The sequence below is a fragment of the Pseudomonas californiensis genome, assembly GCF_021147775.1.
GTDB classification, from domain to species: Bacteria; Pseudomonadota; Gammaproteobacteria; order Pseudomonadales; family Pseudomonadaceae; genus Aquipseudomonas; species Aquipseudomonas californiensis.
The window spans coordinates 23,721-45,521 of the sequence record NZ_JAGTPK010000032.1 but is presented as its reverse complement, the minus strand read 5'-3'; the positions used below and the strand labels follow the sequence as shown (position 1 = coordinate 45,521).

Here is a 21,801-nt window from a genome sequence, read left to right as displayed (position 1 = left end):
GACTCCCTGTCGTTCAATAGCCTAAGGTTTAAAGGGGGGTATACAAACTATGAATCAGACGATTTCGTCTTCCGACACCGCTGGGTCTAAAGTCGATGTATCTTCGGTGAACGCTTCCTTTCTGATCAATCAACTTGACCGCCAGCGGACGGTACAAACGATCGCGCACCGCATCGCCTGCGGGACGGTAGGGTATTTTCCAGGAGCGGTGCAGGCTGATGACCAGCGACCCCACTTCAAACCCCGGCAGTACCACGCCCTTATCCAGACTTTCACCGGTGCCTATAACGTCCGAAACACCGGGATCGACTGAAATTTTTTCAACGTTCTGGCCATCCGGGATGGTCTGAAATATATAACCTGTCCAGCTGACAAACGACTCGTTCACTTGTTCGCTCTCCCAAAGCAGTGCCGAACAATTGATATCATCGCTCCCGCTGACCGAAGGCAGGAACTCAACGGCATAAAACTTTATCCATTGACGCGTCATCGGATCCAACACTTTCAACGCCCAGAAATCGACAGACTTAAATACGGAATTGAATGCGGGGTCTGAACTGACGTCGCCGTCCGCCGCGGGCGGGGGCGGTTCCGCTGTGGGAGGAGGAATATCATTGCCCTCGACCCGATGCGGTTCGAACAAATAGTCTTTCGTGTCAAATACAACAAGCGCTAAAGGCTCGATCGTTATCCTGCTGAACTCGTCGGCAAGCTGGATCGATTCAAACCATGCATTTGTTTCAGATTGAAACCTGGCATAAAACTCTGTGACAGCTCCTGCAGGTGCACGACTTTGCAGATAAAAGGGCTGGACGACGGTGCTCGAACTAATAACTGACGACTCGGCCGCGGCGGACGTATCCGGCACATCCGCACTGGCCATCGTCCAGGTAGCGAGATCGAAACGATTGGCGAGACTGTGGGTCGCCCACAGTTGCTGCTCTTGCAGTGAGGCCGCTTCAGCGATAGCCTCCTGACCATCAAGCAGGAATGCTATCTCCTGACTGGTAGCTTTATCGACCAGTCGCATCGAAGCCATTTCTGCCGGGCTCAACGGATAATTCACACCGCTGACGTCCATGGTTTGCGTCTCGACCCGGAACGCGAGTTGCTGGCGACCGTTCGGAAGCAACTTTCCGGCATGAACGTTATATACGCTTGGCACCACCACCTTGAAAACACTCAGCTCACTCCACGTCGGCTCATCGATCAGATCCGACACCTCGATAACGCTATAGCCACAGGCCAGCACCATACCCTCGCGGACGATCTCACATCTGACCACGCTGTTCGACCCGGCATTCTCCAGAGGCGGGCTGAACTCACCCTGGTCATTGACGCTGCCAGCGCCACTGATCACGTGCCAGCGGCGCTCAAAGCCCGGAAGCATCGTGGCGTCGTCGGTCAGCTTGACGGGAGTCGATTGTCGCGCCCGCGCTACAAAGACGGGATCGATTCGCAGCATGGGTTGCCCATTGGCTATCAAAACCGTGGCAACTTTCCCGTCCGTTCCCCCTACCTTGATCTGCTGAGCGATCAGTGTCTTGTTTGCAGATCGCTCATCGGGGGTGAACAGTGCACCACCCTCGACGTCGCTCAGTACGCCATATTCCGGGCTGAGCAACTCCCAGCGCGTTACGGCACCTTCGGGACTGGATGCCTTCAGTGGCACAGATTCAGGGTGTGTTCCGCCTGCAACGAGCGCCAGGCGTGGCCCGAGTTCCAATTCCTCGTACGCGACCGTCACCTGCGCCGAAGCAATGCGAGGTCTGGCACCACCGTAGGTCGCGATGATCGCGACACGGAGGGATTCGTGGCCCAGTTGCTCCATGGGGGCTGCCGTGTAAACACCAACTGGATTGATCTTGCCCTGGCTTTCAAGCGTATGGCTTTCCAGACCCCGCACCTCCCACTTGTCGACGTTCAATTCCGTACCGTCAGCATCATGCAGCACAAACTGCCGCTGCTCCCCGGCATACAGCCTGGTCGTCGATGGGCTGATAGCAGCCTGCGGCGACGCGAGCGTACCGAACATCACCAGATCGCTCGACACATCGCGTTCCACCTCGACAAACCTGCTCTGCCCAGCGAAGCGCAGGCTGTCAACGATCATCGCAAGCCCCTCGGCAGTCATGCCTCGTGCGTCGCGCGAAAGTGCCAGCGTCACCCCGAACCCCGCACGTTTGTCCGCGCCGGGGGCGTCAGGAATCAGGAATGGAAAATTACTGGCGGGCGGGAAACGTCCGGACTCAGGACGCCCCCTCAATCGCATGAATACCACCAGGGCACCCGCACCGAAGTTTCTGGCCCCCCGCACGTGCGATCCAGGCGCTGGCTGAATGAAAAGCCTGCTGCCCGAAAGCACCTGTGGAGGTAACTTCTGCACAAGAAAAAATGAACTCTGGTGCAGACGCAGATTGTTGAACTTCTGCTCGATAAATTCGGCAACAAGCGCACTGGAGACTTCATCAGCCCCCGCCAAGTTGCAGGTGAAGTCGAATGCCTTTGCCAGATCCAGTGTCACGCCAAGGTCATCATGGAGCTGCAGTTCAGCAACTGCCTGCAGGCTGAAACCCATGGCCTCAGTGATGCGTACATCCTGTGACACTATGGTGGCACTGCCTTGCGGGCAGCGCGATATTCGGCAAGTACCGGACACCACCCCCATCGTCACCTGCACGAACTGTTTGTACGCAGACGCACTTGAAATGGACAGAACCGGTACACCCAACTCGATGCGAGACAGATGAATGTTCATGGTCTTGTCTGTCGAGTCGATGCCACCGGAAAACGATGGAAGAAAACTCAACCGCGCATGGCGCTCCAGATACTGAACGAGCAATTGTTCGTTGAGCTCGGAGAAGCTGATGGCCAGAACAGCGCCCCAGCCCTGAGTGACCGAACCGTTGTCGGAAGTCTGTAACCGGTGTTTCAGATAATCGAGGGAAATTGACATGACTCACGCTCCGGGCAGAACAGGCTGTGCCTGGACATCGGGTTTTATCGAAAGCGCCTTGACTACGGCCGCAGCCTGTTTTAGCGGCAGGGGCAGAATGATGTGCCCTGCCAACTCTCCGAGGAAATCGTCTTCCCAGGTGGCATAAATCAGGACGAAACAGTCGCCGGCATTGGAAGCGCTGGTGTAGATACCGTTCTGATCAATAGAGCCGGGGCCACCGGCAGGCAATGACCACACGAGCCCTTCCTCGTCGGAAGTCTTTGCCGGAATGCGTTCTCCCTTTTTCAAGCTCGTTGTATCGACGCCGCTCAAGACCTCCAGGCGAATTTGCCCTTCGGGAAGCGTTGCATCCTCGACAGGCCTGATCGCGAGCGAAGGCGGCATCTGCTTCACAAGGATCCAGGCCGAACGGGTGTCATTGCCATCGCTGACCGTCACTTCATCCAGCACGTAGGTTTTATCTGCAACCCTGGGCCCGGCGGTGTAGATCTGGCCGCCTGCCGGATCACTCCCGTCAGGCCCGAGGCTACCGCCACTGGCCGCGTCCTTTTTCTTCCAGACAAGATCTGCGCCACTGACACTTCTGGCCGACAGCCTTACCGACTCGCTGTGATTGCAGACTTCGATCAGAGGGTTCAGGCTGACGCCATGAAACTGGACGGCAATCAGCGTTGTAGCGCGCTCGTTGCCGACAGCGTTCTCTGCGCTGATCAACACCTGATGAAACCGCTGCCCCATCGCCTCGGTATCAGGGGCCTGATACAGGCCTTGGGCACTGATCGTCCCCGGGGCGCCATGACTGCCATCAGGCAGAGTGACAGACCATCGCAAGCCTTCGCAGATGGGCTCAGTCCTCAACTGCAGGCTTGAGCCAGCCACAACCACGCCCTGGGGCGCGACAATCCTTAGCGTCGAGGAGTCAGGCCCCATTCGGCCGAACACTGCCAGATCGTGAGGCAGCCTCTTTGCCCGAGCTTGCAATCCGTGCCCGCCGCACAGTTTCAGACCCGACAGGTAGGTATCACTGCCATCGGCACGAAAATGCGGGGCCAGTCCCTTGAGCAGACCATGTTTGGCCGTGTAGGCAACGAAGTCATTGATCTGTTGCAGGTCTGCGGGCGAAATGTCTGCCAAATGACCTGCCACAGGGGTGACCTGCGCATCATGGTTATAAGGGCAATAGAAATGGCCCTCGATCACATCGTTGTCGAATTCGCCAGGCGTCAGGTGAAACTCATGCTTGAGGGCGACGTTGAACGTTGCCTCCTGATACGGCTGCCACTCGCTACTGTTCAGCGCCCGGTACCGAAAGTTGAGCGTGCAGGGAAAACCCCAACTGTGAACAGCGTTGCCGTAATCGAAATCAACCGTCAGTGGCTGTTGCGTTTCAGAGGCCTGCACACTGAATGCGGAAGACTCGAAAACAAAGTCGGCGCTCTGGTAACTGTCGCCCGCCACGTCGAACGTGCCCGACCGGGCGACCATCGATCTCAGCGGTCCCTTGTCAGGCATTTCGAAAAGGAATTCGGGGCTATTCAGCATTTCTATCACGGCATGGCCAAGCGCGGCCCTGTGGAGCGCGTGAGAGGAAAACACCATCGCCGCCGAATAGTCAGCGCCTGCGTCATTGGGAATCAGATAACGGAAATCCGAGCTGTCATCCGGTAGCCCACCCGCCACGCCATAATCAAGCGTGACAAACAGCAGCAACGCTCCCTTGCCCTGCGCCTCTGCGGTTTGTCGAGAAACACCTTGAGGGTTCTCGAGCTGGGCTCTTGCCTCGATCCTGCGCACCTTCAACAACGGATTGTCCGTGGCGCTGAATTCGACGATCGGAAACACGCGCGCAGATTCGGAAAGGCTTTGCAACCAACTGTGAAAAAATTTGCCCGCCTCGCGCTGCTCAGTCTTAGTGCCGGCAATCGTCAGCTCCGGGCCCTCGCCAAGCGCCAGATCCACAGAAAGGGTATTGGATTCGCTGGCCAGCGCCAGATCCATATCAAGCGCCGGACTGTTGAGCGGCTCATAGGCCGATATCCGCAGTACCTCGTTCTGACCATACTCTCGGGCCAGAACAGTATGCAGGCCACCGACCATCGACACTCGCCATGCCAGTGGTGCATGTTCAAGCGAAGCCTGCCTGAGTGAAAGGCCTGGCGGCCCTGATACGAATCCCGAGAAAAAGTGCGAGATGTTGGTGTCGAGGATGACGACGCTTCCGTCGGGTACGGTTGGCGTAACGCCATTCTCGAGGTTGAGCTGGTAAATGCCCTTCAGGCCCTCACTGACCTGTCGAGTATCCAGCGCTATTACGTTATCCCAACCTCTTAACCGGGTCGTATCCTTCAACCACACCAACAGACTGTCCATTGAATAACCCGCCATGACATCATCTCCTTTGATATCAGTGTGCATCTTGCTTACAGACTGCCGTCAGTCGCTCTGCTGAATGCGTTGCGAATCGTGAAGGCAGCCTTGACCAACCTTAGAGCTTGCGCAAAGGCAACGGCAGAATTATATGCCCCTCGAACCCACCCCTGATCGGGTGTTCCCACCTTGCGAAAATAAGAACAAACCGTTCGCTGGACTGCGGATCGCTGAGATAGGTACCGGCTTCGCTGACTGACCCGGGCCCGCGCGCCCCGATTGACCAGCTGACGGGCTGATCGGGCGGCAAGGGTTTGCCATTGGCGAACGCCAACAAATGGATACTGTCTGCGGTGAGCCCCGCTTCTTCATGTTTGATCACCAGGCCTGGCAGCTTCTGTTGCACCAGCACCCAGGCCGATACGCAGCTGTCGACGCCTGTCACGACAACCTCATCCAGTACGTAGGTTTTACCTCGCACGGCCGGTGCCGCGAGATAGGCGCGATTGCCGTTGTGATCACTGCCTGGTTGCTCGCTGAATTGCAGCTCTCCACTTTCGCCTTCGACAAAATTGTCAATGCGCCATTCCAGATCACCGCCGCCAAGGGCACCGGCAGCCAATTCCACGCTAGCCTGGGCATCGCAGACCTGAATGAGTGGATTGACGGTCAGCGCATTGGCCAGCACGGTAACCAGCGCCGAGCTGGCATGCCCGGTGGCCGGATCCGTGGCGGTGACCCTGATCCGGGTGAACGACTTTTCAAGCGAGCTGGCTTCCGGCGAGTAATACTTGCCCACCCCACTGATCGCACCAAAATCGTCGGATTCTCCGTACAGATTTTCGATACTCCATTGCACATCCATCTCGGGTGGATCGGTCGTGAACTTCATGGAGCTGTCAGCCACCATCAGATGCTGCTGAGGCGTCACGACAAAATCGTCTTCCATCGCAGCCACACGACCGACCGAGAGGAAATCCCGAGGTGCACGCAACACATCGCTGGTGATGGCGCGATTGAAATTGAGCTGGACGCTTTCACGGATGAACCCGCTGACTTGCACACTCGCATTGAACGTGCTTTCCAGGATGTCCGTAATCCTTGTGATGAATAGCTCGCGGCTGCTGGTCGAGGCACCAATACCTGCTGCCACAATCAAAGCCATAAGAGCGATAGAAGGGGTCGGGGAGCCGGGTTCGATGCCGGTATCCTGGTCTGAATTGCTCACATCCAGCCTGAGCTCGGGCTTGAGGATCAATTCGCCGGTTTCATCGTTGAAACTGTACTGGACAGTCACGTCAATCGAGATTTTTTCCGTGAACACAATCAGCGGAAACTCTATGCCTTTCAGCTCAAGCATATTGGCAATCGTGAGGCTGTCCTTCCACTTCAGCAGAACACCATTACGTCCGGCCAGCTCCAGAACCATCGGCTGCGATCGCGCAAGATCAACCTGCGCGCCGTTCCAGTAAATGCGGGGAGTCACCCAGACACCGTCGACCCTGCTTGGGAGAAGATCTCGACTGGAGGTGGGAAAATTCAGAAAACCCCTGGTTGCTGTAGCATTGATCACGACTCCGTCAGCGTTTTGCTTATAGGTAAAATCGGCGGCCTCGAAGCGCGCCTTGACGGCCTCTGCCACCGTTTCAACGAAACGCGCGGCGTCAATGGCTCGCTCAGCTTCGAGCAGGACGGTGGCTGAATAGTCCTTGCCCTGATCATTCGGGATCAGATACGCATACTCGACCGGAATATCTCCGCCCTCCGAGCTGCCCTCCATCCTTATGAACACCAGAAGAGCCCCGTCACCAAAGCTCGCCGCACGGCCATCGCGTGCAGCCATGGGATCGGACTGCGTACGCAGCTTGAACGACGCCGGCGCCAGCAACGGGTTGCTGTTCTTCTGGATGACACCCAGTGTCCAGATCCGCTGTGAGTCGGGCAGCTTGTTGAAGAGCTCGCTGAAAAAATCACCGCCCAGCTTTCGCTCATATTCGGTGTCTGCAAACGACAGCGTGAAATTGTCACTGTCCTTGAGGTCCAGTCGCACCCGACCGTCACTTTCGACAAGACCCGGAACCTGATCGAGTTGCAGGTCAAGTGTCAACTCAGGCCCCTGCAGCGGGTCGATGTACACCGCTTTTTCGACCTGCCAGACATCGACGTTGTTGTGAAGCGTGAACTGCGTTCCGCTGTAAATGGAACATTTCAAGGTCGCGCGTGAGCGACCAAGGTCATCATTGGTAAAGGCCAGACGTGGTGCATCGAGGATGAAATCGTGAATACTTTCCTTCCACACCCCGTTCACTGTCGACACTTCACCGCTTATGGGCGGCAGGTAAGTGTCGCTGTCGAAACGGGCGGTATATTCCTGTGATAACAGATCGTTGATCCTGCCCCGTGCCATGGCACAGATGGCGCCCCACCCCAGCATGACGTTGTTGTCGGGATTGGCCATCCATTGCACGAGCCCCTCGAGGGAAGGATCATTGAGCAGCGATTTCTGCCCCATTCCCTCCTCTTCAGTGCGCACGCTCAGCAACCCCAGTTCGTCAGGGAAGTCTTCCAGCGGAAGGGGCAGGATGATATGGCCTTCGATGTCGCCAAGAAATGCATCGTCACACGAGGCAAATATCAGGACAAACCGGTCATCGGTACCTTGAGGTGCGGTATAGACGCCCTCTGCATCGAGAGAGCCCGGACCTTCCAGCGGCAGACGCCATGAGACAGGCGTGGCCTCGTCGCTATCGAAGAAGGCTCGCAGACGTATCTGCCCGGCGGACAGGTTGACGTCCGGGAACGGTCTGACTGTCAACGGTGACACTATCTGCCTGACGAGCACCCAGGCAGAACGCGTCTCACCTGCGCTGCCGACCTGCAGTTCATCGATCACATACGTCTTGTCCGGCACTCTTGCCGCCGCGACATAGCTGCAATCGTGGCCAGGCACCTTACCGGGTTCTAGCGTACCGCTTTCCCCCGCCACCGGGTTGCGCACCGTCCACTGCAGTGCTGCATCGTCCAGTGCGCCGCCCGCCAGTTCCACGGTCTCGCCGGCGTTGCATACCTGAATCAAGGGACTGATGTTCAACCTGTGTTCCAGTACAGTGACAAGCGCAGCGCTGCTGTGCCCGTTGTGCGTGGCGACCACCCTTATGCGATTGATCGTGGGGCTTGACGTTTCAGCGCCAGGTGCCTTGTACAGCCCTGCAGAATTGATGCTGCCCAGGCCTGCACTGCCACCTGCCGGGTCCTCCAGTGACCAGATCACACCTGAGACACCGGGTTGGGTGCTGAACTGCTGACTGCCTCCTGCCGCCATTATCGGCTGCAAAGGATTGATGACGAACGTCGTCAGGGTCGGGTTGACGCGGCCAAAAATGACAATGTCACGAGGGATGTGCAGGCTCTGGCTTTCGATGAACTGGTCAGCCCCCACCTTGATGTTGTCCTTCAGGAAGGCTTCGGCACCGATCCCGGCCGAAAAGGTGGTTTCAAACATCGGATCGATGCTTGCGCTGACTGATTCCAGCAATGCGTAGTGAACGAGGTCGAGTATCACCTGCTCGATAAAACTCCAGAACCAGCCCGTACGGCGAGCCAGATCAAGGTCACCGGGGGCAATGTAGGTTTTATCGAGCGCATAAGCCGTTCTGACGAACGTGAGGCCTTGCAGTTCATAACTAGTGTCGAGCCTCAGGGACAAACCAAAGGTGACGCTTTCCTGCTCGGGATAACCCTCTGCCGAAATACGCACTATGGCTGCCGAAGACCAGGTGATATGAGTGCTGGTGCCCTCGACGCCCAGTACGAGCGGCTGCTCGACCGTGGCAGGGAAGTTCATTTTTTCAATGACGCAAACCACCACATAACCCGTGTCCGGATCGGTTTGTTCGATCGTCATGGGCGGCACGCTCAATTCTCCGGAGGTCAGCTTCGCTTCCCAGCGTGAACCCTGTGCATCGTAGGCAAACGAAAATGCCTGGCTGCCGAATGCTTTCTCGATAGCAGCGAACAAGGCAAAGGGGGTTGTGGCCTGGTCAAAAAGTACGGTGGCCGAATAGTGCTCCCCGACGTCGTCAGGAATGAAATAGGGGTAATCAGCCGGAAAGTCGTCCCCCCTGTCCTGACCCGCCATGTTGATGCACACAAGAACAGCGCCGTCGCCATCATTATCCCGCTCCGCTGCCGGGTTTTTCTGCGCACGCAGCGTAAAGCCATCCGGCGTCATCAGCCCTCCGCCTTCGCCGCCTATACTGCCCAACTCCAGGATACGTTTGTCATCGGGCTGTCCTTTGAACCAGTTCTGAAAAATCTGCCCGATCCTTTTTTGCTGCTCTTCAGTGTCGGCTCCCATAAACCTGAAGTCATCACAGTTCCTGAGGTCCAGCAGGATGCGACCGTCGTCGTCCACGTCTCCCGACGCAGTTGTCAGGTCCACGTTCAGCAGTACTCTGGGGGCGGTCAAGGGGTTGATCGCCGTGACTTTCTGGATATGCCAGCCCTGAGTCTCGGCAACGAGCAAGAGCCAGGAACCGGCTGTGACCGGACAACTCAGGCTTGCATGATTGTGCTCGGCCCTCTCGAACGATAACTGGGGCGCATCCAGCAAAAAACCGCTGAGGATGTCTTTCTGCTTGCCCGGAATCGTGTCAACCGCTGCATCGATACGAAACCCGGTATCAGCGGTATGGCAGGCGATGTGATTCTGCACCAGCACCTCATTGAGCTGCTTGCGCGCCAGTACTGCAATGCATCCCCAGCGATGCATCACGTCGTTTTTGCTGTCGCGCATCCATGACACGAGACCTTCCAGCGAACTGCCATCCATAGCGGTTTTCTCCCAGCCAAGCATCAGCCGCTGAATCAGTCGAGCACACTGAAGTCGATAAAGGGGAAGGTCACGTAGGTCGCCCCGTCGTCAAAGCTGACGGCAACCGTAACCCTGTTGGTCTCGCTGTTTCTCTTCAGGCGCGCCAGAAAATCCTTGGGAAGGATTACCGATACCTCTCCCGCCTGATGCTCCGCCGAGGTAACGGGTTCGGCAGCCCCCGTACGAATGTCGATTCTTTCTTCCCCTCCTGCCTGCAATACGCCTATGGCCTTGACCTGTACGCGCTGGCCCTGCGCCATATAGACCCATGCGGCCAGATCAAGCCCGGCGCCCTTCTCAGGCACGCTGCCCAATGGAATTCGCGCATCAGTGGCAGGTGGACGCTTGATCTGGATCACTGGCCAGCCTTCCTTGATCCCTCTGACTTCCAGATCGAATATTTTCGACATTCCCGAGGGTTGCGACACAGGCTTGACCTCGTAATAGACACTGACATGCCGCCCCATGTTGGCAGGCACGGCAGAGGCAGGGATATCGAATGAACCGGGATCATCCGGTAAAGGACTGGCAATGAAGCTGCCCGTGTTGCCGTAGCCGTCCCAATGCATTTGCACGGTATCGTCGACACCGGTGAGGGCGCTGTCCGGAATACGGACACGTGCTCCACGTAAAAGACTGGATGCAAAGATATGCCCCGCCACGCCGTTCTCGATCACACCGTCGATAATGGCATCGTCGATCTCCGGCGGCGGTAGATCGAGGGGTTTGCGGATCATTACTTTGTGTGCAATGGCGCTGCCCGCCTGGCCTTCGCGCGCGTACTGCCAGGTAAGCTCGATTTCCTTGCCGTTGTTCTGCAGCAGCCATTGATACGAAAGATCGAACTGCAGCACGCCGCTGTCGAGATTCGAACGATCAGTACGCAGGCTCTCTGCCTCTTGTTGCACACCGCTTGCGTACAGCACCACGCCGTCGTCGATACGCATGCCGGGATAGGGCTCGATGACCAGTGTGAGGCCGTCGGGAAAGGAATTGGGGTCCAGCGAGCCACCGCTGAATCCTTCAATCGTCAACGCGGGCAGCATAGGTTGCGAAGGAGCGACGACAGACAGCCTCTGAATGAGCGACACCGTCGGTTGCGTGGGTATTGCATAGTCGACGCTGTAGTGCATGAGAAAAAAACCGTCTTCGATCATCGACAGCTCGGTCACACCGATGACCCACAGCAACGTTTGCCCCACATCCGCCTCGGTCACCTCTTTTGACTGAACGAGGGAGATCAGGCAAAAATCTTCATCCAGGTAGAGGTCGAGCGTAAGCGTGACCCTGTCACCCGCAAGCATGGCGCGATAAGGCGGCGTCACGATCGAAATGGTATCGATCTTTTCCAGCAGCGCGGGATCGAGGTGCAGGTCATGAGACTCCTTGCACTGCGCGACTGCCAGGGCAGGCACCATGATCGACCGCTCGCCGACGTAGAAAAACAGCCGCGCGGACTCTTCGCCCGGATCGTTCCGCTGGGCGGGATCGAGGAGCCGATAGGAATAAAACACCCAGCCCTGATCCAGCGCCTTGAGCAATGCATTATCAATCTCCAGAAGCATGCCTTCGGGCCCTGGACTGATAACCTCCTGGATATCTGCAAAGAAATCCACAACCTCCCCTGCAGCCCCGCAGCCTCGCCAGTTAGGGTAGAAAAAATCACCGTCAGCGATGCCCGGATAACCGACATACGTCGTCAGGGCAGCGGAGCCCAACCTGGCCAGATCGATGTAATTGCCAGGCTGTTGCAGGTCAGGCACCTTTGGCGCAGGCAGATTGCGGGTCATATCGGATGGCTCCTGTCGCATTTGTACTCGACTCAAGAACGAAACGCTGCGGGCATCAGGCTCACGACAGCGGGTGGAGTATTTCTACCCTGCGCTCACTGCCCCGCCTACTCGCACAACTGCTAGGTTGCCTGCCTGCGGAGGGTTGTTAGGGTTAATACGAGCCTGGCTTCAGCACTGCCGGCTCAATAATGCCCAGGCGCACGGATCAGAGATTGTCAGGCGTCCGCGCACTCGTCTCTTCCCCGATCAAAGAGGTCCGCCTCCATGCCTGCAGCCAACAGTTCCGTGCATTCCAAAGCGCTCAGTTTCATGAGCAACCTGAAAAGCGGTGTCGATCCGCGCACCGGGCTTTACAACGTATCGATCGATCTGCCCGAGTTGAAATGCAATGACTTGCGCGGTCCGGACATCAAACCCACGCTGTCTTACAGCCCCTTGAATACCCTGGACAGTGGCTATGGCTACGGCTGGACCCTCGAACTTTCGCACTACGATATCAATCGGCATATTCTGTCTCTAAGTACCGGTGAAACTTACCGCATCGACAACACCGACGGCGCCGAGCTGCTGGTGAGGGAGAAAAAACTGGATACGTTTCACTTCTACAAGATCGATCAAAGAAACTTTCGTGTGACACATAAATCCGGACTCAGGGAACTGCTGACCGTGCACAGCGCCGGCGACTCCCAGGTTGCCCTCGTCACCCGGATCATTGCGCCCTCCGGGCACAGCGTGCACCTCAGTTATTCCGCTGCGGGCAACAGTCAGTTCAGGTTGAAAGAGATCACGGATGACGCCGGTGAAAGACTGCTTGCCGTGTCGCGCAGCGATAAGATGGTGAGCATTGATCTCTACCCTGATTCAGGCACGGATGGCCAACTGACCGATTACAAGCTGATCCTCGGTTACAGCGATAACCGCGTGATACGTATTGTTCTGCCTACCGAGAATGAGGCGAGCTGGGAGTTCGAACATGATTACAGCCACGAACAGCTGTGCATCGTGTCTGTACGCACGCCGACGGGCGGAAGGGAATTCCTGAGCTACCATGACGCTGGGCACACATTTCCTGCCAGTGCCCATCGTACCGCTCTGCCCAGAGTTACCCATCACCGGACTGAGCCGGGGTTTGGTCAATCTGCGGTCGATGTGGAATACATCTACAGCGACAGGAACTTCCTGGGTGCCGGTCTTACCATAGCCTGGGAAAACGACGGCCTGGACAACCTGTTCAAAACCCTCCAGGACTACGACTACGTCTGCACTGAAAGCCTGTGTATCGATGACAAACCCGCACGCACTGTTCAGCGCACCTTCAACCGGTTTCATCTGCAGACGCTGGAAGTCACCTCCCAGAACAACCATACCCAGACGTTACGTACGAACTACAACATCAGACCGGGCCAACCCTTTGACCAGCAACCCATCGATTGCCAGATGCCCCGTGATATCACTACAGAGTGGACCGTGTCGGGTGAGTCGGCGATACGCAAGGAGACAGTCACCCACACCTACTACCCTGACGGCAACCTGCAGAGCAAGGCACGCGCGGACGGAGTCGTCGAACACCTGACGTGGTATCCAGCGCAAGGCGAGAGAAGCCCGGACGGCAGCGAACTCTGCCCCGCCAACCCCGAAGGTTTTGTCAGTCAGTTGAAGGAAAAGACCATTACACCCGCGAAATCCAGTCAGGGTGGCGCTCCGACGTTGAGTACGCGTTACACCTATGCAGCACTGCCTGCGCTGGAGGGCAGTGACATGCCTGAATGGATCGTGCCGGTTACCGAGACGATGGTGCACCTGGACGCTGACGGCAACGGTAATGAGCTGGAGTTGCAGCGCACCCGCAAAGAGTATTTTCACGCTCTAGAAAAACCACTTTCGCATGGGCGCACCCAGCGTCAGACTCAAACCTTGAATAAAAAATCGACCTCTATCACCTACGATTACAAAAAAATCACGAGTGAACAGACGGGCCTGCAAGCCTTGCAGACTAAACAGTGCCTGAGCAACGATTTCGATAAAACCACCAAGACGAGCCTGCGCCAGCAGTCACTGCAGACGGCACTTGAGCAAATGAGCCTTGCCGATGGTGTGAAGATTCACTACAAGTACGACGTTCTGAGAAGAGTGATTCTTGAAACGACTGCGCCAGGCATGCCACTCTTCGAGGCCAGCCGTTCTTACCAGTACACCTTGTGCGCGGGATCTGAAGATCAGGCCGAACAGGTCATGACCGATGCACTGGGTGTAAAGACCTGTACCCGAGTGGACGGAATGGGCCGGATCATCTTCGAAGCTCGGGACAACCTCGACAGCAATAACCCGCAGGCCCTGAAGCAAATATATTCGGCCTGCTACGACGACTGGGGCAACATGCTCACAGAAACCGTGTACGACCATCGCGACAATGATCAACCGCTCGTTCTCACCAACCGTTACCTGTATGACGACTGGAACCAACAACGCTGCGTTATCGGCAGCGATGGTGTGCAGACCCATCAGTTGTTCGATCCCGTCGGCAGCACAGAATCCGCCAGCCCGATTCTGCGCAGTTGGGTTCAAAGCGCCGGGCCGGAACCGCTCATTACCGGTCGCCAGGAAATCTGGCTGAACCTGCTCGGCAAACCGGACCGCATCAACCGGACCGCATCATCAGCCAGAACGGCGATGGAGAGACAGCCAGCACTCAGACCTTTTTATACGATGGCCTGGGACGCTGTACGAAGCAGATCGATCAACTGCAGCAGCAAACGTTGTACCGCTACGATGCATGGTCGCGCATGATCACGACAACGTTGCCCGACACCAGCGTGGTCGAACGCAGTTACGCCGTACACAGTTCTGCCGAGTTGCCGGAAAAAATTGAAGTCATTCACGCCGACGGCACGACCCGGACGCTGGCAGGTGAGCAGGTATTCGACGGACTGCAGCGTCTGACGCAGACCCGGATTGGCAACCGGACCGAAACCTTCACTTACGAGGATGGCCTACCACAGATCAAGGCAAGAACAACCGGTAAAACCGACACCATACAGTTCACTTACGACCCGACACTGACGCATCAGGCCCTGACCAGCACTGCGCCGGATGAAAGGGTCCGCTTCGAATACCACGACAAGAGCGCCCGCCTGCTTCTTGCAGAGAACGAACAGGGTAAACGCACCTACCACTATGACGCGCTCGGCCGCCTGCAGCGTGAGGCATGGACCGATAAGCAGGGCAACGACTGGACAACCTTTCACGAGTCGTCATCAAAGGGACGTCCTGTAAAACGTAGCGAGCAGATCCCCGGCACGACCCTATCTATCGAGACAAAGTATGACTATGACACGCTCGGTCGAATCGCAACGCTGGAGCAGGGCAATCTTGTTGCAGAGTTAGGCTACGACGATTTGGGCCGCGTTGAGCTGATATTGACGACCGACATCAACGCATCGACCGTGTTGAGCACGGCACTTGAATACGATGATCAGGGAAGGGAAACCCTCAGGACGCAGTGTTTTCCCGAACAGCCCACGCGCTACATTCGTCAGGAATGGCAAGCGGACAATCTGGTCAAGAGCCGACACCTTCACCTGAACGACGGAACCAGTCTGCTGCTTGAAGAGTTCAGGTACGACGCCAGAGGACGTCTTGACGATTACCGTTGTTCAGGCGCCACGCTCCCCAAAGATGTCATGGGCCGCGAGATCACGAAACAACAGTTCAGCTTCGATGCTCTGGACAACATCACGCTGAGCAAAGCCGAATTTGCCGATGGCAAGTTCGAACTCGCCATGTTCTCGTATGACACTGATAACCCCTGCCAACTGACAGGTATTGCGTACATGCCTGCAAGGGCAACACCGAATCCGTCGTTCACCTACGACCTGAACGGCAACCAACTCAATGACGAGCGAGGCCAGAAGCTTGAGTACGATAGCCAGAATCGTCTGGTGGGTGTTCATGGCTCCGAGGGCGAGCCCGTCAGCGCCTATGCGTATGACGGTCATGATCACCTCGTAACGTCCAGACACGGCAGCGCCAGTGAAACGCTGCACTTCTATCAGGGGCATCAGGAAAGCAGCCGTATCCAGGACGGTCACCGCACCCAGCACCTTTATCTCGACGAGCAACCACTGGGCCAGCAGACGACGGAGGACCCGCAAAAAACACTGCTGTTGCTCACCGACGCCAACCGGAGTGTGCTCGGTGAATACCAGCAAGACACGTTGAGAACGGCGGTCTACAGTGCCTACGGGGAGCAGCCGCCGGACCAACCGCTTCTCGCACTTCATGGGTTCAACGGCGAATCGCGTGAGGCATCCACCGGCTGGTACCTGCTGGGTAACGGCTACAGGGCGTACAACCCTGCCCTGATGCGTTTTCACAGTCCGGACTTCATGAGTCCATTCAGCGAGGCGGGGGTCAATCCTTATGCCTACTGCCTGGGCAACCCCATCGCCCTGCGTGACCCCACCGGCCACGACGCAGCCAACCAGAGTGGCCGGTTGCGTCGACCGGATGAAAATGTGGTGCCGGGAAGTTCCGCTGGTGATGGTTTTGGAATCGTGGACTGGGTGATGCTGGGTGTGGGCGTCGCATTCACCATAGCGGGTGCCTACGCGACAGTTGCCAGCTTTGGAACAGCCGCGCCGGTAACGGTTCCTGTCTCGGCCATGGGGATCTCGATGAGTGCCGCATCAGCCTCGACAATAGCCACCGGGATGCTCGCTCTGGGTACGGTGGTGCAGGCTGCGTCAACTGCGGCCAGCGCATATGGCGCTGCTACCAACAACAATACCTGGCGCGCAGCAGGCATGTACTCGGGTCTGGCAACGCTACCTCTCTCATTCGGCGGCGGCGCAATCGCCTCCACAGTGAAAAGTACCGTCAAAGCGGCTCTTGCGCCTGCGGCAGCCGCGCAGACGGCAGCTAGAAGCAGCTTATCGTCAAGCGTCGCAGCTATGGCAGCGAGTGAGTCGAACGCGGGATCGCTTGGCGCTGCATCGAGAACCTCGAACGGCCTGAGAAGCGGTCTCGGCGATGTCATCACTCTACCAAGAGCTGCTCTTAAACCTCAGCTCATGGCGATTAACGTAGACATGAGCTCTTCAAGGCTGCACACGCTGCCGATAAAAGTGCCAGGCAGTAACCCCAGTGTCAGCGGTGCGCGGACCGCAGCCAGCGCCAATCAAGCCAATCAACCGGTACTGAACAACGTGCCAGCCATGGCAGTCACAAGTCAGAATATCCAGCCGACATTCGTCATCGCAGAGCAGTTTCCGGCGAACGGCAAACTGAACTATGGGATCAGAATGATTGGATACAGCTGATGTGACGCAACGCTACGGGCTTGCTGTGACATGAAGCCTACCCAGTGAGTGCATGATCACATAAAAGGTGGAATGGCCGGGGTGCTCTGAGCGAGCACTTCCGCCTGTTCAAAACCTCACTATAGATCACTCTTGAAACAACTTCTAATAATCGATGTTGCCCTGCCACTATTGCAAAAACTGCAGTTACACCTTCATCACTGCAACGACCCACAACTTCCAAGCCGCCTTGTTTTTTTCAACGAGACATATCCACATACAAAAAGAAATAGAAAACCCCGTCACATGCCATCTATTTCCCCTTGAAAAATCAGTAGGAAAGTTCTTACAGACACAGTCATCAACCAAGTAAGACTCACCCCTTTATCAATCAAACTCCCCGCACTAGAATCCCGCCCCGTCATGACACGCAATAAAAACGCCATACCATTTGATATAAATAGATACATATAACGCAAAAAAATTTCTACACTTCAACTCGCCATAAGGTTCTTACCGTGAAAAAAACAGCATCCGTACTGGGCCTGACCGTGGCCGCCGCACTTTGCGCAGCGTCGGCATCGGCAAATACCGGCACCATCAACTTCGAAGGCAAGATCACCAGCAGTACCTGTCCGATTGAAGTCGTCAATCCCGGCGACGGCGCAGTGGGCAATCTGGTGAAAATGGGTTCGGTCGACGCCAGCCGTTTTACCAGCGTGGGCCAGGAATACAGCGGCAAGCGATTTGCCCTGCGCATCGACGATAAAGGCAGCTGCGGTCTGACCGGCGTCGATGATGTCGCCAAGGTGACATTCAACGGTACTGCTGACACCTCTGGCAGCTACTTCGGTGTCACCCCTACCTCCGATGGTGCGATCGGTGTGGCCATCGTGATCAAGGACCACACCGGAGCGGCTGTTGCCCCCGGCGCGGAATCTGCCGACTACCCGCTGATCAAGGATGGCATCACAGACATGGTATTCGATGCCTACTACAGGTCGACCGCTGCCACAGTCACTGCGGGTACGGCCTCGGCAGACGTGCAGTTCGTTGTTGCAATCAACTGATCTGCCCGTCTGCCCCCGACATGATGGTCCACGCACCATCCACCTGAAACATCGTCAATGCATCCAGACCTCCTGAGGTCTGGACGCACAAGGTAAATCCAATGATCGGCGTAACCCGTCAGCAGGTTTTTGCAAGCCGTGCATGCGCGCTTTGCGTGACTTTGCTCATGCTCACCGCTTTCACGCACGAAGCTCGTGCGGCATTGACCGTCAATGCAACTCGCGTGGTATTTGCCAGCGACAAGCGCAGCACTTCGGTCATCATTTCCAACCCGAGCAATCGACCGTTCGCCGTTCAGACGTGGGTCAACACCCAGGCGGACGACGCTACCTCGCTCGTGCCGTTTGCCCCCTCACCCTCCCTGTTTCGCCTCAACCCCGGCAAAGAACAGCAGGTGCAGATAAACGGCCTGCCCAATGATCTGCCCGATGATCGCGAATCGCTGTTTTTCTTCAATGTCCAGGAAATCCCACAGGCGGACGCGGCACAAGGCAACGTACTGAATATCGCACTGCGCACACGCCTGAAACTGTTCTATCGGCCTGCGCAGCTCAAGGACAACCCCATCTCGCGGCTCAAGGATCTGCAATGGTCGGTCAGCAGGCTGGAGGGAAAAACCTACCTGACTGCCGCCAATCCGACGCCTTTTCACGTGTCGTTCATTCGTCTGGAAGTCACTCGCAGCGGCAAGACTGAAAAGCTCAAGCAAGCCGCCATGCTCGCCCCCTTTTCGACCCAACGTTACCTGCTGGACGAGACCTACGCGACACCAGGCGTGCAAGTGGTGTTTTCAGCCATCAACGATTACGGCGGTTACAGCACGCCACTTACCGCCCCTGCCCCGCTGACACCCTGAGTCGGCGTTTTTTAGATTCACCTCCAGGACATTGAAAATGACGCTATTACCCGAATCCGGGCTCATACCGGTGCGCCTGCGTTTTATGCGCCTGTTATTGGTATGCGGAAGCGGTGCCCTGATCCTGAAGCCGAGCACCGGTGCTGCGGCTACGCTCCAGTTCCAGTCAGGCTTCCTGCGTCAGGGCCCCGGTTACTCCAGCGATGCCGGCGCGCAGGCGCTCGATTCGCTCATCGACACTCAGGATCTGGTCCCGGGAAGCTATTGGGTAGAGATCTACGTGAACACGCGCTATTTCGGCCAGAGACAGATCCGTTTTATACAGCGCCCGACGGACGAAGGTCTTGTGCCATGTTTCTCCAGCCCGATACTGGAACAGATGGGGCTTCGGGTTGAAAGCCTTGCCGAACCTGCCTTGTTGCAAGAGCAGTGCGTCGACCTGCTGCGACTGGTCCCGGGATCACAGATCGAATTCGACGGCGGCAGGCTCCAGTTGTCACTCTCCGTCCCGCAGGTTGCCATGCGCCGCGACATGCTCGGCCAGGTCGATCCAGCCCTCTGGGATCATGGTATCAACGCTGCGTTTTTCAGCTATCAGGCGTCAGCCCAGCAAAGCACCGCAAGCCATACCGGAAGGCGCAACAGCGCTGATCTATACCTCAATAGCGGGATCAATCTGGGTGCCTGGCGACTGCGCAGCAATCAAAGCATACGCCACGATGAAGAAGGCGGCCGCCAATGGACACGGGCCTACGCCTATGCACAGCGGGATCTGCCAGGTACTCATGCGAACCTGACCCTGGGCGAGACTTATACGGCAGGTGACGTCTTCGCGAGCGTGCCGATAGAAGGCGCGCTCATCAGGACCGATCAGGAAATGCTGCCGGATGCGCTTCAAGGCTACGCACCGGTGATCCGTGGTGTTGCACAAAGCCGCGCCAAACTGGAGGTGTTTCAGAACGGCTATCCGATCTATTCAACCTACGTCAGCGCGGGCCCTTATGCGATTGACGATCTGACCACAGCAGGCAGCGGCGAACTGGAAGTCGTGCTGACCGAGGCTGATGGGCAGGTCCGGCGCTTTATCCAGCCCTATGCCACGATCAGCAACCTGCTGCGCGAAGGCGTATGGAAGTACAGCGCTGCGCTCGGACGTTACAACGGCGCTCGGGACAGCGAACAGCCCTGGCTGTGGCAAGGCACTTTGGCCATGGGTATCGGCTGGAACTCGACGCTTTATGGTGGCCTGATGACCAGCGATATCTACCAGGCCGGAGCGCTTGGAATATCAAAGGACATGGGACAACTGGGTGCGCTGGCCTTCGATCTCACCCATTCGCTTGCCGATACAGACAGGCGTGATGAGGCCAGCGTGCAAGGCATGAGTTATGCGATCAAATACGGCAAGGCATTCGCGACCGACACCAGCCTGCGTTTCGCGGGTTATCGCTACTCCACCGAAGGGTATCGGGACTTCGACGAGGCTGTGCGCCAACGCGACCAAAGCAATACGTTCAGCGGCAGCAGACGCAGCCGTCTGGAAGTGTCCATTCATCAACGGATCGGGTTGCGCAGCAGCCTCGGCATGACGCTGTCACAACAGGACTACTGGGGTACCCGGAGTGAGCAACGCCAGTATCAATTCAACTTCAACACTCGATATGCCGGCATCACCTATAACCTGTATGCCTCGCAATCGCTGAGCGAGGGGCGCAATCGCAACAGCGATCGGCAAATCGGTCTCAGTCTGTCAATGCCTCTGGACATCGGTCATTCCAGCAATGTCACGTTCGATATGCAAAGCAGCGGCAGCCGTCACAGTCAAAGAGCGAGCCTGAGTGGCAGCCTTGACGATAACCGCCTCAGCTACCGAACCAGCCTGAGCAGTGACGACGGGCACCAACGCAGCATCGGGGTTTCGGCAGGCTACCAGGCCGCTTTCGGCAGCGTTGGTGCAGGCGTCACTCAAGGTACCGGTTATCGCAGCACATCGATCAACGCCAATGGCGCCGTTCTGCTCCACGCCGACGGCATCGAGCTGGGACCCAATCTGGGCGACACCATTGCGCTGGTGCAAGTGCCTGGCACGCCAGGTGTCGGCATTCTCAACGCCACAGGGGTCGAAACAAACCGCCAGGGCTACGCGCTGGTCCCCTACCTGCGCCCCTACAGGTACAACCAGATTGCTCTGCAGACGGATCAGCTTGGCCCGGAAGTCGAAATCGAAAACGGCAGCGCTCAAGTGGTGCCCACACGGGGAGCGGTGATCAAGACCACCTTCGCTGCTCGTACGGTCACGCGATTGGTCATTACCGCCCGGACCGCCGGGGGGCAGCCGTTGCCATTCGGAGCCCGGATCAGCGATGCAACCGGAAAGCCGCTGGGAATTGCCGGCCAGGGTGGACAGGTCTTGATCGCCACTGACGCCCAACCGCAGACCCTTGACGTGCACTGGGGCGAACAAAGCGAGCCGCAATGCCGCCTGCATATTGATCCAGCGAGCATGCCGCAAACCGATGGCTATCGCTTGCAAGAGCTGACCTGCACTTGATCGCCACGCAACCGACACCGTTAAACCGCCCGCC

Annotated in this window: 7 protein-coding genes and 1 pseudogene; 4 read left to right on the top strand and 4 right to left on the bottom strand. The window is 57.1% G+C overall.

From position 1 onward, the window contains the following. Positions 1-28: 28 nt before the first annotated feature. The 4 genes from KDX37_RS23080 to KDX37_RS23065 form a co-directional block, all read right to left on the bottom strand. The gene (locus KDX37_RS23080; protein WP_231655331.1) at positions 29-2,956 is read right to left on the bottom strand and encodes a hypothetical protein; all 2,928 of its coding nucleotides are present in this window, start codon (positions 2,954-2,956) and stop codon (positions 29-31) included. Between the two features lie 3 nt (positions 2,957-2,959). Then, positions 2,960-5,344 (bottom strand): hypothetical protein, encoded by a 2,385-nt coding sequence (locus KDX37_RS23075; RefSeq protein ID WP_231655330.1) that lies wholly within the window; start codon positions 5,342-5,344, stop codon positions 2,960-2,962. A 100-nt stretch (positions 5,345-5,444) separates the two neighbouring features. Beyond that, a complete protein-coding gene (locus KDX37_RS23070; protein WP_231655329.1) occupies positions 5,445-10,157 on the bottom strand; it encodes a hypothetical protein in 4,713 nt (1,570 codons plus the stop codon). Between the two features lie 35 nt (positions 10,158-10,192). Beyond that, positions 10,193-11,989 carry a hypothetical protein gene (locus KDX37_RS23065; RefSeq protein ID WP_231655328.1) on the bottom strand — a complete coding sequence of 599 codons (1,797 nt, stop codon included), beginning with the start codon at positions 11,987-11,989 and terminating at the stop codon, positions 10,193-10,195. A gap of 312 nt (positions 11,990-12,301) precedes the next feature. On the opposite strand from KDX37_RS23065, the pseudogene KDX37_RS30005 reads away from it, so the two are divergent. The 4 genes and pseudogenes from KDX37_RS30005 (at position 12,302) to KDX37_RS23040 (ending at position 21,767) form a co-directional block, all read left to right on the top strand. Further along, positions 12,302-17,310, top strand: a pseudogene (locus tag KDX37_RS30005) (RHS repeat-associated core domain-containing protein). A 497-nt stretch (positions 17,311-17,807) separates the two neighbouring features. Then, complete coding sequence (locus KDX37_RS23050) at positions 17,808-18,359, top strand: fimbrial protein (protein ID WP_406643160.1); 552 nt, start codon at positions 17,808-17,810, stop codon at positions 18,357-18,359. A gap of 101 nt (positions 18,360-18,460) precedes the next feature. Further along, a complete protein-coding gene (locus KDX37_RS23045) occupies positions 18,461-19,216 on the top strand; it encodes a fimbrial biogenesis chaperone (RefSeq protein ID WP_231655325.1) in 756 nt (251 codons plus the stop codon). A 37-nt stretch (positions 19,217-19,253) separates the two neighbouring features. Beyond that, a complete protein-coding gene (locus tag KDX37_RS23040) occupies positions 19,254-21,767 on the top strand; it encodes a fimbria/pilus outer membrane usher protein (RefSeq protein ID WP_231655324.1) in 2,514 nt (837 codons plus the stop codon). The last annotated feature ends 34 nt before the right edge of the window (positions 21,768-21,801 follow it).

Excerpts from the sequence above, each read along its gene's own strand:
- KDX37_RS23080 (WP_231655331.1), bottom strand. The coding sequence starts at position 2,956 with ATGTCAATTTCCCTCGATTATCTGAAACACCGGTTACAGACTTCCGAC.
- KDX37_RS23075 (WP_231655330.1), bottom strand. The coding sequence starts at position 5,344 with ATGGCGGGTTATTCAATGGACAGTCTGTTGGTGTGGTTGAAGGATACG.
- KDX37_RS23070 (WP_231655329.1), bottom strand. The coding sequence starts at position 10,157 with ATGGATGGCAGTTCGCTGGAAGGTCTCGTGTCATGGATGCGCGACAGC.
- KDX37_RS23065 (WP_231655328.1), bottom strand. The coding sequence starts at position 11,989 with ATGACCCGCAATCTGCCTGCGCCAAAGGTGCCTGACCTGCAACAGCCT.
- KDX37_RS23045 (WP_231655325.1), top strand. The coding sequence starts at position 18,461 with ATGATCGGCGTAACCCGTCAGCAGGTTTTTGCAAGCCGTGCATGCGCG.
- KDX37_RS23040 (WP_231655324.1), top strand. The coding sequence starts at position 19,254 with ATGACGCTATTACCCGAATCCGGGCTCATACCGGTGCGCCTGCGTTTT.